Source organism: Pontibacter ramchanderi, from assembly GCF_002846395.1.
In the GTDB taxonomy this organism is placed as follows: Bacteria; Bacteroidota; Bacteroidia; order Cytophagales; family Hymenobacteraceae; genus Pontibacter; species Pontibacter ramchanderi.
On sequence record NZ_PJMU01000002.1, the window covers coordinates 853561 to 868250 of the forward strand.

The 14690-nt window shown below is 53.5% G+C and carries 11 protein-coding genes; 5 read left to right on the forward strand and 6 right to left on the reverse strand.

The window, feature by feature from the left end:
- Positions 1 to 113: 113 nt before the first annotated feature.
- Positions 114 to 1637, forward strand: a complete 1524-nt coding sequence (locus BD749_RS10735) for a hypothetical protein (protein WP_245869053.1) — start codon at positions 114 to 116, stop codon at positions 1635 to 1637.
- A gap of 65 nt (positions 1638 to 1702) precedes the next feature.
- On the opposite strand, the gene BD749_RS10740 is transcribed toward BD749_RS10735, so the two are convergent.
- A complete protein-coding gene (locus BD749_RS10740; protein WP_101444331.1) occupies positions 1703 to 2197 on the reverse strand; it encodes a DUF4168 domain-containing protein in 495 nt (164 codons plus the stop codon).
- 268 nt (positions 2198 to 2465) lie between these two features.
- Here BD749_RS10740 and BD749_RS10745 point away from each other — a divergent pair, with 268 nt between their 5' ends.
- Positions 2466 to 3731 carry a porin family protein gene (locus tag BD749_RS10745; protein WP_101444332.1) on the forward strand — a complete coding sequence of 422 codons (1266 nt, stop codon included), beginning with the start codon at positions 2466 to 2468 and terminating at the stop codon, positions 3729 to 3731.
- Positions 3732 to 3869: 138 nt separating this feature from the next.
- Positions 3870 to 5144: a porin family protein gene (locus tag BD749_RS10750; RefSeq protein WP_101444333.1), complete on the forward strand. Its 1275-nt coding sequence runs from the start codon at positions 3870 to 3872 to the stop codon at positions 5142 to 5144.
- A 105-nt stretch (positions 5145 to 5249) separates the two neighbouring features.
- Here the strand turns inward: BD749_RS10750 and BD749_RS10755 are convergent, their stop codons facing one another.
- The 3 genes from BD749_RS10755 to BD749_RS10765 all read right to left on the reverse strand — a co-directional run bounded on the left by BD749_RS10755 (position 5250) and on the right by BD749_RS10765 (position 9008).
- Positions 5250 to 6635 (reverse strand): FAD-dependent oxidoreductase, encoded by a 1386-nt coding sequence (locus tag BD749_RS10755; RefSeq protein WP_101444334.1) that lies wholly within the window; start codon positions 6633 to 6635, stop codon positions 5250 to 5252.
- 77 nt (positions 6636 to 6712) lie between these two features.
- Entirely contained in the window at positions 6713 to 7306 is a 594-nt protein-coding gene (locus tag BD749_RS10760) for an alpha-ketoglutarate-dependent dioxygenase AlkB family protein (RefSeq protein WP_101444335.1), read from the reverse strand.
- Positions 7296 to 9008, reverse strand: a complete 1713-nt coding sequence (locus BD749_RS10765; protein ID WP_101444336.1) for a cation:proton antiporter — start codon at positions 9006 to 9008, stop codon at positions 7296 to 7298. Before BD749_RS10765 ends, BD749_RS10760 begins: the two co-directional genes overlap by 11 nt.
- 294 nt (positions 9009 to 9302) lie before the next feature.
- Here BD749_RS10765 and BD749_RS10770 point away from each other — a divergent pair, with 294 nt between their 5' ends.
- Together BD749_RS10770 and BD749_RS10775 are read left to right on the forward strand one after the other, a co-directional pair.
- On the forward strand, positions 9303 to 10640 hold the full coding sequence (locus BD749_RS10770; RefSeq protein ID WP_394341668.1) for an alanine/glycine:cation symporter family protein: 1338 nt from the start codon (positions 9303 to 9305) through the stop codon (positions 10638 to 10640).
- Positions 10641 to 10812: 172 nt separating this feature from the next.
- Positions 10813 to 11244, forward strand: coding sequence for an SRPBCC domain-containing protein (locus BD749_RS10775; protein ID WP_101444338.1), 432 nt, complete (start codon positions 10813 to 10815; stop codon positions 11242 to 11244).
- Positions 11245 to 11303: 59 nt separating this feature from the next.
- Here BD749_RS10775 and BD749_RS10780 read toward each other — a convergent pair whose 3' ends face one another.
- Both BD749_RS10780 and BD749_RS10785 read right to left on the reverse strand, forming a co-directional pair.
- Positions 11304 to 12245 carry a mechanosensitive ion channel family protein gene (locus BD749_RS10780; RefSeq protein ID WP_101444339.1) on the reverse strand — a complete coding sequence of 314 codons (942 nt, stop codon included), beginning with the start codon at positions 12243 to 12245 and terminating at the stop codon, positions 11304 to 11306.
- Between the two features lie 42 nt (positions 12246 to 12287).
- Positions 12288 to 14546 carry a cation:proton antiporter gene (locus tag BD749_RS10785; protein WP_101444340.1) on the reverse strand — a complete coding sequence of 753 codons (2259 nt, stop codon included), beginning with the start codon at positions 14544 to 14546 and terminating at the stop codon, positions 12288 to 12290.
- Positions 14547 to 14690 lie beyond the last annotated feature (144 nt).

The window sequence follows — 14690 nt, forward strand, 5'->3', positions numbered from 1 at the left end:
ATGATAACTGGCATGTTGCTGTAAATCGTGTTGCTCTTGCTATTTTCTTGGCTAGAAATTTGCTAGTTTACTTCAAGAACAATCCCTTATAATTCAAGCATATGCGATATATAATGATAGCGCTGCTCCTGCTCAGTTTTGCCGCCCCCGAGGTACAGGCGCAGCAGGAGTTCGCCAACCTGGAAATCCCCTTGCGCCGGGCCGAAGATTTGGTGTCGGTGCCAGATGGCGACGGCAATGTTTGCTTGTACTACTTTCAGGGGGGCAAGCTGCACTTTAGCCTGGTGAACGCCAAGGGAGAGACCGTGGCCACACAGGAGATCCCCTATCGAAACAACCAGCAACCCCAGGTGCTGGGTACCCGCGTCACCGATTCGGAGTTTGTGTTCTACAGCCGGTTTGTCAATGGTAGCAAGGAGTTTGTGCGCCCCTTTGCCGTGAACAGGTATAGCGGAGCTTTCCGCAGCCTGCCCGACGTGCCGCTGCACCGTGAAAACAACGAAACCTTTGTGGGGGCTTTTGCCGATGCGGCCCACTTCTACATGATCTACACCGACAAGAAAGACAATCTGATCCTGCACCGCGAGCTGGACGAAAGCTACTACGAGAAAAAGACTTTCGCCACAACCGACCTGCCACGCACCCGTACCCGGGGCGAGCGCCAGCAAGAGCTCATTTTTGTGCACCCTGATTTGGAGCGTACCGTGTTTGCAGGTCAGCACCGCAGCAAGATCTATTCGCGCGGCGATAAGCTATACCTGGTTTTCGACGGCTTTTCGCTGCGCGGCAAGAAAAACGAGCTGACCACCGAAATTCTGACCCTCGACTGGCCAAGCGGACAAACAGAATACCGTACGCTCCCTTCGCTCACGGTTAAAAACGACGCCAACTTCAACTCATTCCTGCATGCCAACACCCTGTTTCGGGTACAGCTCGAGAAGGACGAGTTCACGCTGACGGCCTACGACTTTAGCAGCCTGCAGCCGATCAAGGAATACCGGTATACCGCCGACCAGGACATCGACATCAAAGCAACTCCTGTGCACCAACGCGGAGCCGGCGCCTTGTTCTCCTCAGGGAACAGCGTGATCGAGAACACCTCAAAAGTGATGCGTAACTTATCCAATGGCAAGCCGGCCATCACGGTGGATGCCTTTAACGACAGCACGCTGCAGCTGACCATTGGTTCTTACCAGCCGCCAAGCCGGCAGAACCCCGGCGGCGACCCGACCAGAATGGTGCGCACCCCGGACCGTTATATCCAGACTTCCCGCGGGCTATACCTGATGCCGGGCCGATGGGTTCCGGCTTATTCCCTGCCCTATACCTATGGCATGTTCCCGTACAACCGCTATTACTACGACCCGTTCTACAACCGCTCCGGCGAGTCAGTGGGGCCGGGTACCAGTACTTATTTCAGGGCCGTGCTCGATAGCCAGACGCTCGACAAGGCCTTCGTAGCCAAAGATGACAGCACGGTGGCCACGGTGCAGGATAAGATCGAAGCCTATGAAGAGGAACTGAAGGAACGGCCGGAGTACAAGACGTTATACCGCTACAGCAATAACAAACTGCATTACGGCTACTTCGACAAGCGCAGCAAAACTTTCAAGATCTTGGAGTTCACTCAAAACTAAGCCCAACAAAAAAGCCTCGCCGTATTCTGGCGAGGCTTTTTTGCTTTTATACCTGAACGCCTGGCTTACAGGCCCATCAGTTTCTGAATTTTGGCCTGCACCGCCGGGTCTTGCTGGTAAGCCAGCATGATCTGTTCGTAGCGCTCCATCGTCATGCCGTCTTTCTGGATAGCCGTCTGCATGTTTTTCTCAATGTCAGGCTGCATTTCCATCATGCGGCCGATCGCTTTGTTGAAAGCGGCTTTTTCGGCGGCTGTACCCTCAACTTCAGCCAATTTCTGCTGCTGGTGCGCCTGCGCCAGGACGTTAAACCTGTCCACGCTCAGCTTTTCCTCTTCCAGAATTACCAGCATGGCCTTTTCGCTTTCCTGCTGCAGCTCCATCAGGCGCGTGCTGGCATCTACAAAAAGCTTGATGTCCTGGTCAGAGATAGTCTGCGTTTGCTGCTGCGGTGCTTTCTGGGGAGTAGCCTGCTGCGCTAAAGCACCATCGCTGACAGACACCAGGCCTATAACAAGCCCCGCCACGGCAGCGGCTTTCAGTTTATTTAAGATAGTCATAAGATTCGGGGTTAAAGATTTTGTATGATTGATAAAGAAAGGCGGGTTTCTCTCTATTACCAGTTAAACTATACATCATTTGAGAAAAATAGTTTTCGCCTAGGTGCTAGGATGGCTTCAAAGACCCTTCCGAAAACAACTGCTTGCCGATTGCATAACAGAGGATGTCCTTTTTGAAATTAGTACAATATTTCCGTAACACTGCTAGCCAATATAACTATATCCTGCTATATTTATTGTCCAATCTTTTCTATGAACATTCTTTAAAATGAAAAACCTTTACTTCCTGGTTACATTCTGTGCTAGCGTAATGCTTACAGTGCCTGCCACAGCGCAGAGCGACTATAAACCTGGCTATGTGGTAATGCCACAGGGCGATACGCTGCGGGGGCAGGTGAGCTACCGCACCGATCTGGCCGGCAAAACAATCGGCTTCAAACGCGATAACCAGTCCGCCACCGCCTCCTATACCGCCAACGACCTGGCAGGTTATGGCTTTCCGGGCGACAGAAACTACCGCACCCGCACGCTCGACCATGCTGACACCCTGGCTGCAGAGTATGTGTTCATGCAGGAGCTTGTTCGGGGTACGATGAGCCTGTATGTGTACAAGGGCACATACTTCGTTGAAAAGAAAGACAATCCGGATAAACTGCACAAGCTTTACATCACGAAAGAGGAGTATGTAAACCAATACGGTGTAACAGCTCTGCGAGACATTAACCACCATGTGCGCGTCCTCAACACCCTGATGCTGGATTGCTTTGCCATGCTCAGCAAGGTAGAGCGCGTAAAGCTGGCCGAAAAAAGCCTGGTGGACCTGGTAAGAGAGTATAACAGCTGTGCCGGCGACCCAGAGGGCCAGACTACGTTCAAAGAGTCGAAGAAATGGTTTGCAATTCGCCCGGGCTTTGTAGGAGGCATAAGTCATACCTCGCTTGAGTTCTCGGCCAAAGACGAAAGGTACCTGCACCTCGAGCACGCCGAATTCAACAGCAACACGCAGCCTACTTTCGGTATGTCCCTGCTGCTTTACTCGCCTCGTATCAACCAAAACGCATCGCTAATGTTGGAGGGGCGTTATGGGCAAAACAGCTTTCAGGCAGACCCGAGCTACAGATGGTTCGACGCCTACTACGACAACGAGATCTCTTTTGACCTGAGCGCGTTTAAGCTCTCCACCGCATTTCGCTACGACTTTGCCGGCAAGACAGTGCAACCTTTCGTGAATGCGGGTATTTTCCACAACTTCATGCAGCGCCGCGAGTACCGCCATACCCAGTATTTCCGCCAGACCCAGAACAGCACACCCACACAGCGTAACCGCGACAACGCCGATTTTGTAACCAATGCGCAGAAAGGTTTTATGTTCGGAGCGGGCTCTTACCTCAACATCAACAAGCGTCGCCTGTCGCTGGAGGCCCGCTACGAGCATGGTCTGGATTTGCATAAGCAGGATACTATGAGCAAAACAGGCCAGGCGCTCGACTCGAATACGAAGACAATTACAATACTGCTCGGCGTATACCTCTAGGCCTACGTTTGGGCTGCTGACAAGCGCAGCAGCCCGATTCTCCCCAGAAATTCAAAACAGCTGTACCTCAAGAAAAGCTTGGCCGGAGCTCACCTCAGTTCCGGCCAAGCACACCCTACTACCTATTCCCAACCATTTATGAAACAATTTTTACTTGCCAGCCTGGCTCTTGTAGCCCTACTCATCCCTTTTCATGCCACAGCACAGATTTACAGGCCCGGCTTTATCGTGCAGGCGGAGGGCGACACCACCAAGGGCCTGGTGCGCTACCGCGAAGGCAAACTGACCTACCAAAGCTGCCTGTTTAAGACCTCCGAAGACGCAGCGGCGCAGGAATACCTGCCGGCCGACATCCGGGCCTACGGCATTGTGGGCGAGGCGCTCTTTATGAGCAAAGAGGTGCCTGCAACGGATGGCACACTGACACGCATATTTGTAGAAGTGCTGGAGCAGGGAAAACTGATGCTCTATACACAAAACAACCTGCTATACCTTGAAAAAGAAAACAGCGGGCTCAAGCAGCTATACCTGCAGACCGATGACCAGGACATAACGATGTATACAGGCGAGCGGAAGACGATCAACACATCTACCCAGCACCTGATCCTGCTCAACTCCCTTACCCTTGACTGCCCGGTGCCTGACAAGCTGATGCTGAAGGTACAAAAGAGCTTGCACCTGCCGCACGTGACAGCTCTTGTCAGGAGTTACAATACCTGCGCCTCCCCTAACAGTGCCATCTCCTTTAAAGAAAACCAGTCATGGCTCAAAACGGAGCTGGGCGTATTTGCAGGTAGTTACTCTACGGCTTTATACTTCAACCACAACACCACCATTCACAGGTTTTATGGGGCAAAATTCTCCATGAACCACAATTTTGTGTTCGGCGGCGTATTGAATTTCACCTCCCCAAAGAAAAGCGAGCGCTTATCGGTGCAGATGGAGCCGATGTATAGCCAGGAGCGGCACATCGGGAGCTTTACCTACCCCAGAGATTCGTATACCATCAGTGGCGACTATACCATTGAAATGACACGCCTGTCGCTGCCCATCATGGTCCGTTACACCATAACCACCAACGGCAGGTTCAGCCCTTATTTTAGCGCAGGTATAACCAACGATTACATACTGGACGGCCAGGTGTCAGGGCTACAGAAAACAGAATACCATTCCACCGGCACGATCCAATACAGCAACCTTAGAAAGTCTGATATTGGCACTACGTTTTCGCACGCGTTCACAACCGCTGTGGGCACCAGGTTCAAAATTACCGAAAGGCATGCGACCTTACTGCAGTTCAGGTATGAGCACGGCCGCTACCTGGCAACCGACCTCAGCAATTCAGACTCTAGGCTATACCTCACCAAAAAACACCAGGGCTTTTACCTGACGGCCGCTTACCTGTTCAAATAAATTTACCCTGTTGCTTATAACCAATTACTACAAAAAAACGCTCTCCCGGAGTTTCTGTTCCGGAAGAGCGTTTGCTGGTAGTTTGCACAGAACTTCCTGTAGCTTCTATTCCTGTTTCGCCTCGTATCTCTTCAGCTTTTCTTTCTTCACCAGTTGTTTCTCCAGTAGCCGCTGCACTTCCGGTTTCTCGTAGTCCTCCACAGTTTTGACGTGCTTCATTACCTTTTTCATGATTTTGTCCTGCTCACGACCTGTTTCGAGGGCGTAAGAGTAAGGCAGGTCCGTGAAGGTCACCATGGAGTAGAGCGGGATCCACTTATCGGGGTATTGCTGGTTTATCTTACCTTCGATTTTCTTGCGGAGCAGGAAGCGCGGATCGGCCACCTTGTCGCGCATCTCGATAAAGTTCATCACGGCCAGGTCGGCGATAGCGTCGGCGTCGGGTTTGCGTCTGCGCTCAAATTGCTTGAAGAGGCTTTCCCAATCGCCATCGAAGTGTTCCAGCATCTGATCGAGTACCGTAATGTCCTCGAAGCCGGCGTTCATGCCCTGTCCGTAGAAAGGCACTACGGCATGGCAGGCGTCGCCGATGAGCAAAGCTTTGTCTTCAAACGACCAGGGGAAGCACTTCACTGTCACCAGCGACCCAATCGGGTTAGAGAAATAATCCTCGGCCAGGTCAGGCATCAGAGGTATAGCATCCGGGAAAGTCTGCAGGAAGAAGTTGAGCAGGTCGTCATCTGTTTTGATGCTCTCAAAGGAAAGCGGACCCTCGTAGGGGAAGAACAGGGTACAGGTAAAGCTGCCGTCGATGTTGGGCAGGGCGATCATCATGTAGTTGCCGCGAGGCCAGATGTGCAGGGCGTTCTTCTCGAGGGCCCAGCCGCCGCCTTCGGTTGGCGGTATGGTCAGCTCTTTGTACCCATACTCGAGGTAGCTTTGCGAGTAGTTGTAGCGCTCGGTTTTTTGCATGGCGTTGCGCACCATCGAGAAAGCGCCATCGGCCCCGAAAATCAGCTCGGTCTGCAGCTCTTCTGACTCACCGGTTTCGTGGTTGCGCAGGGTGGCTTTGTTGCGCCGCAGGTCCAGGTCGAGCAGCTGCCGGTTGAACTGGTAGGTAATGTCCGGGTTCGGCTCCGAAAGGTCCATCAGGGCGGCGTTCAGGCCTGCACGCGACACCGAGTAGATCGACTGCCCCTCTTTGCCATAGGGCTGAAATGTGAGGTTGCCTTTTTCGTCGTGCATCATGCGGCCGTGCATCGGTATAGCCACTTTGCGCACAGCCTCCTCTATACCTATACCACGCAACGCCCGGAAACCGCGGTCGCTCAGGGCAAGGTTAATCGAACGGCCACCGTCGAGCAGGGTTTTGCGCATGTCGGGCCGGCGCTCGTATATGTCTACCTTGTGGCCGCGCTTGGCCAGGTATAGCGACAACAGCGAACCAACCAGTCCGGCTCCCATGATGGTGATGTTCTTTCTCTCGGCCATAGTGCAAGGGTATAGAATACGTGTTTGTAAAGAAACGTTTTCCATTCGGGAAAGGCAATACTCAGCGGCAATATACCTTAGCCCACAATAGTACGGAAAGTCAGGTTGATGCGCGGCGCGATAGGGCGGTTTGTTTTGGGGAGTTGGTGATGCCAGTGCTGTTGGGTGGCGCCCTGCATCAGCAGCAGGCTGCCGTGCTGCAGGGTAAGCCTGACAGTGGGCAGGTCTTTGCGCTGGCGGTGCCGGAAAGCAAAGCCCCTCTCGGCGCCAAAACTGATGGAGGCTATACCTGGCGCCAGTGTTTTCTCGTCGTCGGCGTGCCAGCCCATGCTGTCCTGTCCGTGGCGGTAGTAATTGAGCAGCACACTGTTATACTTGTCGCCAGAGGCCGCCTCCACCCGCTCTTTCAGCTCCAGCAGTATGGGTAGCCACGGCTGGGGCGCATTGTACAGGCCGGAGTAGGTATAGCCTTTGTCGCCGTACCAGGCCGTGAGGCGCGGCAATGCCAACTGCTTGCCAAACATTTTGATCTCCTCCTGTTGCCAGGCCACCTCTTCGGTCAGCCGTTCAAGGTATAGGTTGCTTTCGGTTTTTGAGAAAAAGTGCGGGGCATAGTATACCTCCGCCTCGGGCATGTCGAGTTGCGAGAAGCCTTGCTTGTTATTTGCCATGATGCTGTTCTACGCCATTCTCCTGTTGGTGGCTGCTCAACTCCGTAGTCCTCTCTCCTTTTTTTAAATACTCGCTGAACAAGTCGGCCACATGCTGGGCAGAGTCTTTGTAGGGCTCCAGAATAAAGGGGGCGCCCGCCTCCTGCAGAGCCACTACCGCCCTGTCGCTGGTGGCCGTCACGGCGATGTGCCCCTGAAACTCCTGGTGCCACAGCAGCCGCATCAAGGCGATATTCACATGAACTTCCGAAATGGTGCTGATCACATTGAGCACTTTCTTGATGGGCAACACCTCTGACAGATCCGGGTCTTCGGCATCGCAGTACACCGCCTTCAAACCCTGGTCCCGCCAGTCATTCACTATCACGGGGTTGATGTCGACTCCGATGTAAGACATGCCCTTGGCGTCCAGGGCGGCGGCGATGCGCTGCCCGTAGCGTCCGAGGCCAAAAATAAGCACGTCTATCTTTTCTTCATCTTCGTCCAGTTCCTTCGAGCGTGTGGGTTTTTTCTTTTCGAATACGCTCAGCATCGGCGAGAGCATGTCATAGAGCTGGTCTGAGAACATGATCATGTAAGTCGAGAGCGTGATGGTGATCAGGCCCACCAGTGTCACCAGACCCAGTGTTTCTGAGTCGATGTGCCCTACCCCCATCCCCATGTTGATCAGGATAAGGGAGAACTCGCTGATCTGCGCCACCGTGAGGCCCGCCTTAAAGGATGTCCGCTTATGATAGCCCATCAGCCCCATGATAACCAGCACGATGATGGGGTTGCCCACAAGCACAAACACGGAGAAGATGATGGATGGCATAATCTGCCCACCCATCAGGCTAAGATTCAACTGTGAGCCAAGGCCCAGGAAGAAGAACAGCAGCAGAAAATCACGGATGCTCGTCAGGCGTCCGCTGATCACCTCGCGGTATTGGGTGGAGGCCAGCGATATACCTGCCATAAAAGCGCCTACCTCTTTGCTGAAGCCCAGAAAATCGCCTAGGGCAGCCAGCAGAATGGCCCAGCCAATGGCAAAGAGCACCAACAGCTCCTGCGAGTCGGCCAGTTGCCGGGTGAGCCTGGGTATAACATACTTTGTGAGCACCACTACCACCGCCAGCATGCCCAGCCCTTTGCCGAACACATACAGTAGGTCCATCCCTACTGACCGCTCCGAATCCGCGCCCAGCGCAGAGAGCACGATCATCACCACTACCACCACAATGTCCTGCACGATCAGGAAGCCAAGCGCGATCTGCCCGTGCAGCATGTCGATCTCTTTTTTATCGGAGAGCAGCTTTACGATGATGATGGTACTGGAGAAAGTAAGCGCCACGGCCACGTACAACGATTCAAGCCAGTCAAAGCCCAGGGCCATGGCTATACCGAAGCCCAGCACCGAGGTGAACACCACCTGCCCAAGCCCCGTCATCAGCGCCACTTTGCCCGTCGATCTGATCAGCTTGACATCCAGCTTGAGCCCCACCACAAACAGCAGAATCGCGATGCCCATCTCGGCAAGCAGGTCCACTTCGTGCTCAGAGTTCAGGATATTGAGCACCGACGGCCCCACGATAATGCCCACAGCGATGAAAGACACGATGAGTGGCTGCCGCAGCACACGGCCAATAGCCCCGACTACGGTAGCCAGGAAAATGATAAGAGCGAATTCGTAAAACTGCTCGTTGATCAGCTCGCCAAGGTTCATACAGGTGCGTTAAATTGAAGGAATGACTTGTTTACCTCCTAAAGATAGTACATTGGTTTACATTTCAGGGTTGTAGGCGAACGGGAATTTGCCTGCTCCGCAGACTCTCTTTAACCAGGTATGCAGCAACAACATACCAGCGTGGCAATTGTTAAGCTCCCAAAAAATACAGGCTTTGTTGAGAGGCTTCGGTTGCCATTCTGGATGTATCTTTGTAGCTTTCTACTTAAGCACACACTTATATTGAAAACATTAGAAGAATTATTTGTAGCGTTTAGTGACGCTGCCTGGGGTATGCCGCTGTTGGTACTGCTGATGGGCGGCGGCTGTTATTTCATGTTTTACTCGGGCTTTTTGCCTTTCCGCTACCTGCGCCATACCATCAACGTGCTGCGCGGCAGATACGACGACCCCAACGACCCTGGCGATATCAACCACTACGAGGCCCTGTCAGCTACTCTGGCGGCTACCGTGGGCATGGGCAACATCAGTGGGGTGGCGGTGGCCATCGCCATCGGCGGGCCGGGTGTGCTGTTCTGGATGTGGGTGAGCGCCTTTGTGGGGATGGCGACCAAGTTCTTTACCTGTACGCTTTCGGTGATGTACCGCGGCCACGACAGTGTAGGTCACCTCGAGGGCGGCCCCATGTACGTGATAGAAACCGGGCTCGGCAAAAAATGGAAACCGCTGGCTGTGCTGTTTTCGGTGGCCGGCTTGTTTGGCACACTGCCTATTTTCCAGGCCAACCAGCTCACGCAGGTGGTGCGCGAAGTACTCCTGGAGCCCAACGGCTTCACAACCACCGATCTGTTCTACACCAACCTCACCATCGGGCTCGGGCTCGTGTTCATCACTTCTCTGGTGATTTTTGGAGGTATACAGCGCATAGGCCACGTGGCAGGCAAAATGGTGCCGAGCATGGTCATCCTTTATATGTTTTCTGTGCTCTACATCATGTTCGCCAATTACACCGCTATACCTGATGCCTTCGCACTTATCTTCAGAGATGCCTTCACAGCGGAAACCATGCTGGGCGGCGCGGTGGGCGCCATTATTATAGCGGGTGCGCGCAGGGCGGCTTTCTCGAACGAGGCAGGTATAGGAACGGCCTCCATGATGCATGGCGCCGCCAAAACCGATGAGCCCATCCGCGAGGGTCTGGTTGCCATGCTCGGCCCCTTCATTGATACCATTGTGGTGTGTACCCTTACCGGACTGGCCATTATCATAACAGGCACCTGGCAAACCTCTGGAGCCAGCGGCGTAACCATGACGGCCACTGCCTTCAACAACGCCATGCCGGGCTTCGGCAGCTATGTGCTGGTGCTGTGCGTGCTGATCTTTGCCTTTACCTCACTGTTCTCTTACTCATACTATGGCACCAAGTGCTTCAGCTACCTTTTCGGCGCGAAGTACAAGCACTACTACAACTATTTTTATGTTGTTACCATTGTGTTCGGTGCCACAGCCACAATCACGGCCGTTATCGCGCTCATCGACGGGATGTACGCCATCATGGCAATCCCGACCATGGTCTCGGCCCTGTTGCTGTCGCCGAAGGTAATGGCCGCAGCCCGCGACTACTTCAGGCGCATGAAGGAGTTTAGAGAGGTGGAAAGGCAGAAAGTTTAGAAGTTAGAAAGTTTAGGCGTTTGAGAGTTGGGGAGTTTGGAAAAGGTTAGAGGTTAGGTGCACACTGTATAGATTGTACACGAGACTTCGCTGCATTATTCAAGAAAAAAATAGTTTATTCTGAATATTTGTAAATTGCTGTCTCATTTGACTATCCACTCTTGTCAGCCTTATGCAGCACATCGAAACAGAGATCCTGATTAATGCGAGCCCGGAAAAGGTATGGGCCATCCTCACTGATTTTGAGCGGCACCCAAAATGGAACCCGTTCATCAAGTCCATTGAGGGCGAGAAAACCGTAGGGAAGCAGCTGAAAGTTTTTATTCAGCCTCCAAATGGGGGCGGCATGACGTTCAGGCCAGAGGTGCTGGTATTTGATGCGAGCAGAGAATTCCGTTGGAAAGGCAAGCTTTTATTCAAAGGTATATTCGATGGCGAGCACTACTTCCGGCTGGCAGATGCAGGCAATGGGGCAACCCGGTTTAGCCACGGCGAGCAATTCAGCGGCTTTTTGGTAGCGCTGATGGGGGGCACGCTCGAAAAAACGAAAGTGGGGTTTGAGCTTATGAATGAGGCCCTGAAACGGGAGTGTGAACAGGTATAGCCACATGGCTGCGGTACATAAAACAACGAAGGCTTGGGGTGACCCCAGGCCTTCGTTGTTTACTCCATTCCTCTTCTGCCACTCTCCAGGTGGTGCATCTCGCTTTCCTGGCTTTCGGCAGCGCTGTAGAAACGGGTAGTTGGGTAGGCAAAGCGAATGTCTGGCGAGGCAAGGAACTCCGTCAGCGCATCTTCCCAGATCTTGTTCTCGCTTTCGCGGCGGCCATTGAGGTTGCAGAGGTAACGCACGGTCAGTTGCACCCCATTTTCCCTTACCTTGGTAAACACCTTCGGCTCGAAGCTCCTGTAGAAGATCAGGTGCTGCTGCGCCTCGATGCGTACACGCTGCTCCTGCTCCTCGTTCAGCCGCTCCGAATGGCGCAGGGCAATCTCCTGCAGTATAGCCTTGGCCTTTTGCCAGTTGCTCTCGAAAGTGATGCGCACCTGCACCTCGTGCCATAGAAACGGGAAACCGTAGTTGTAATTGATTTGCCCCTGCGTGAACACCTGGCTGTTGGGGATGTGCACCACCCGGCCCGTCGCCTGCTCGGAGTCTACCCACTCGCCCAGCTCGTTGATAGTGAATTGGAAGAAACCAATGTCGATGACGTCGCCGGTATAGAGGCCTATCTTGATGCGGTCGCCCACCTTGAATGGGCGCTTCCAGATCAGGAACACCCAGCCCATCATGTTGAGGATGGGATCGCGGAGCACCACCACCAAACCCACCGAGAAGATACCCAGAAACGTGGTGATGGTCTTAAAACCGTCGAACCAGATGTTGGCCAGAAAGATGATGCCCAACCCGGTCACCACATAGTTGGTCGTTTTCTTCCACTGGTACAGCTTCCGGGTATCTGTTTGCTGGCGCGATGCCAGTCGCAGCAGCACCCGGCTGACGATCCAGAGCCCCAGCAACGCCACTACCGACATCACAATGTTTTCCTGTATTTCAGCCGACAGATGGAAATTCTCCTCTATCCAGTGCTCAATCTTTCGCATGCAGCTATGTTTTAATCAACAGTAAACGATGGCTCACACAATTTACCGCATCTTCTCCACTTTATCCAGTTTTTGGCGGGCGGCCTCCAATTGTTTTATACGCCACGGGCTACCCACTATCCAGAGAATGTCGCCTTCTTCCAGCACCAGCTCCGAGTCCGGGTTGAGTATACGCTTCCCATGCTTCTCTATACCTACAATCAGGCCTTTGGTTTTTTCGCGCACACCCGACTGCCGCACGGTTTTGCCAAGCAACAGCGAGTCTGCCGACAGCACCATCATTTCCAGACCTACCTCTTCTTTTGCTCTGCCATCCTGCACAGGCACCACCTCTTCGTTTATAAAGTCCCGGAAAGCCGCCACCTGCTCATCCGTGCCGAACACGTAGATCTTATCGCCCGGGAACACCCGCTCGTTGCGCGTAGGCGCCATGATCGTGCGGTTCTCCCGCTCTATAACGGCCACGTTCACGCCATATTTCTCGCGTATCTGCAGCTCCACCATGCTCTTGCCTACCACCGCAGCGTTTGGCGTCACCTCAAAGCTGGTCAGGTGAGCGTCCCAGGGCACCAGGGTGTGGGTGATGTTGCTGGCGGCCTCTATCTCGCGGGCATTCAGGTTCGACATAAACCGGTTCTCGATCCGGATGTAGAAATTCTGGATGCGCTTCGAGAGAATGACCAGCAAGGCAATAATGAGCAAGCTGACGACAAGGGCCACCTGCACCGAAAACACCTGGTTGAGCATGAAGCCGATGAACAGAATGGCTATACCTACCCGCGTGAACTCGAGCACAATGATCAGGCTACGGTAGTTGCGATTGGCCCAGATACGGCCCTGCGCCTCTTTCTGCGGATGGTATACGGCCATCGCCCATAAAAAGGGCATCATAAAGATGAGCGTGATCGTAACCGTGGCGATGTCTCCCCAGATGCCTGGCAAAATTTCCCCGCTTATAAACGGGTACAGGTAGTTCTCTGCCAGCAGCACAATGGCGATAAGCAGCACCGACGACACCGCCATGTTAAGCAAATAGGAGCGCAGCAGGATCTTCCAGTCGCTGGCCGTGCCGATGGTCTGGGCACCGGAACTATACTCGTTCAGCCTCTTTTTCCATTTCCTCGGCAGCATGCGCTCCACCGACTGGTAAAGCGGTTCCGACATTTTGATCATATAGGGCGTCGTAAAGGTGGTGATGGCCGATACCGCCACTGCTACCGGGTATAGAAAGTCGCTGGTTACCTTGAGCGTGAGGCCGAGCGTGGCGATGATGAAGGAGAACTCCCCGATCTGCGACACGCTCATACCTGACTGAATGGACGTTTTGAGCCCCTGCCCCGCCATCAGGCCACCGGCAGAGATGCTGACCAGCTTGCCCACCAGGGTCACGGCCGTAATCACGGCGATGGGCCCGGCGTATTCCACAATCATAGCCGGATTGATCAGGATACCCACCGACACGAAGAAGATGGCGCCAAACAGATCCTTGACAGACATCACCAAATGCTCAATCTTCTCGGCCTTGGTTGTTTCAGCCAGAATGGAGCCCATGATAAAAGCCCCCAGCGCCGGCGAGAAACCCACCTTTGCGGCCAGGATCACCATCAGAAAACAAAGCGCAATCGAGACGATAAGGAGCGTTTCATCGTTCATCAGCTTGCTTGCCTGCCGGAGGAGCGTAGGTATAAGAAAGATGCCTGCCAGAAACCATACCGCCAGAAAAAAGGCCAGCTTAAGAACAGCCTGCAGCATTTCGGTGCCGGCAAATTGCTGGCTCACCGCCAGCGTCGAGAGCAGCACCATCAGCAGGATCGCCACCAAGTCTTCAACAATAAGCACCCCGAACACCAGCCCGGCAAAGCGCTTCGACTTCACCCCCAACTCGTCGAAGGCCCGGATGATGATGGTGGTGGACGAAATGGAAAGTATACCGCCCAGGAACACGCTGTCCATGGTACTCCAGCCAAGCAGCTTGCCCGTGAGGTAGCCCAGCAGCAGCATCACCACCACCTCTACCCCGGCCATAATGGAGGAGGCCCCTCCTACTTTCACGAGTTTTTTAAAACTGAACTCAAGTCCCAAGCTGAACAAAAGAAAAATAACGCCGATCTCCGCCCATACATTGATGTTTTCAATCTCGACGATGGTGGGAAACAGCTTGACGTGCGGCCCAACCAGCAGGCCCGCAATGATGTAGCCTAGCACCAGGGGCTGCTTCAGCTTCTTGAATATGAGCGTCATGATGCCGGCTGCACCAAGTATGAGCCCGAGGTCCAGGACCAGGTTGGGGAGGTGTGTCATAGAGTCGTGTAGTACTTTAACGATTGACCTGATAGCAAGGCGGCAGGCAGCCAACCTTACAATATACAGGATTAACTGCACACAGGTAGGCCCACGTGCTTAAAAAAATAGTAGACAAGTGTTTAATAACTATCCCTTTACCGC

Coding starts and splice junctions, on each gene's coding strand:
- BD749_RS10775 (WP_101444338.1), top strand. CDS start 10,813: ATGCAGCACATCGAAACAGAGATCCTGATTAATGCGAGCCCGGAAAAG.
- BD749_RS10750 (WP_101444333.1), top strand. CDS start 3,870: ATGAAACAATTTTTACTTGCCAGCCTGGCTCTTGTAGCCCTACTCATC.
- BD749_RS10735 (WP_245869053.1), top strand. CDS start 114: ATGATAGCGCTGCTCCTGCTCAGTTTTGCCGCCCCCGAGGTACAGGCG.
- BD749_RS10745 (WP_101444332.1), top strand. CDS start 2,466: ATGAAAAACCTTTACTTCCTGGTTACATTCTGTGCTAGCGTAATGCTT.
- BD749_RS10770 (WP_394341668.1), top strand. CDS start 9,303: ATGCCGCTGTTGGTACTGCTGATGGGCGGCGGCTGTTATTTCATGTTT.
- BD749_RS10740 (WP_101444331.1), bottom strand. CDS start 2,197: ATGACTATCTTAAATAAACTGAAAGCCGCTGCCGTGGCGGGGCTTGTT.
- BD749_RS10755 (WP_101444334.1), bottom strand. CDS start 6,635: ATGGCCGAGAGAAAGAACATCACCATCATGGGAGCCGGACTGGTTGGT.
- BD749_RS10760 (WP_101444335.1), bottom strand. CDS start 7,306: ATGGCAAATAACAAGCAAGGCTTCTCGCAACTCGACATGCCCGAGGCG.
- BD749_RS10765 (WP_101444336.1), bottom strand. CDS start 9,008: ATGAACCTTGGCGAGCTGATCAACGAGCAGTTTTACGAATTCGCTCTT.
- BD749_RS10785 (WP_101444340.1), bottom strand. CDS start 14,546: ATGACACACCTCCCCAACCTGGTCCTGGACCTCGGGCTCATACTTGGT.
- BD749_RS10780 (WP_101444339.1), bottom strand. CDS start 12,245: ATGCGAAAGATTGAGCACTGGATAGAGGAGAATTTCCATCTGTCGGCT.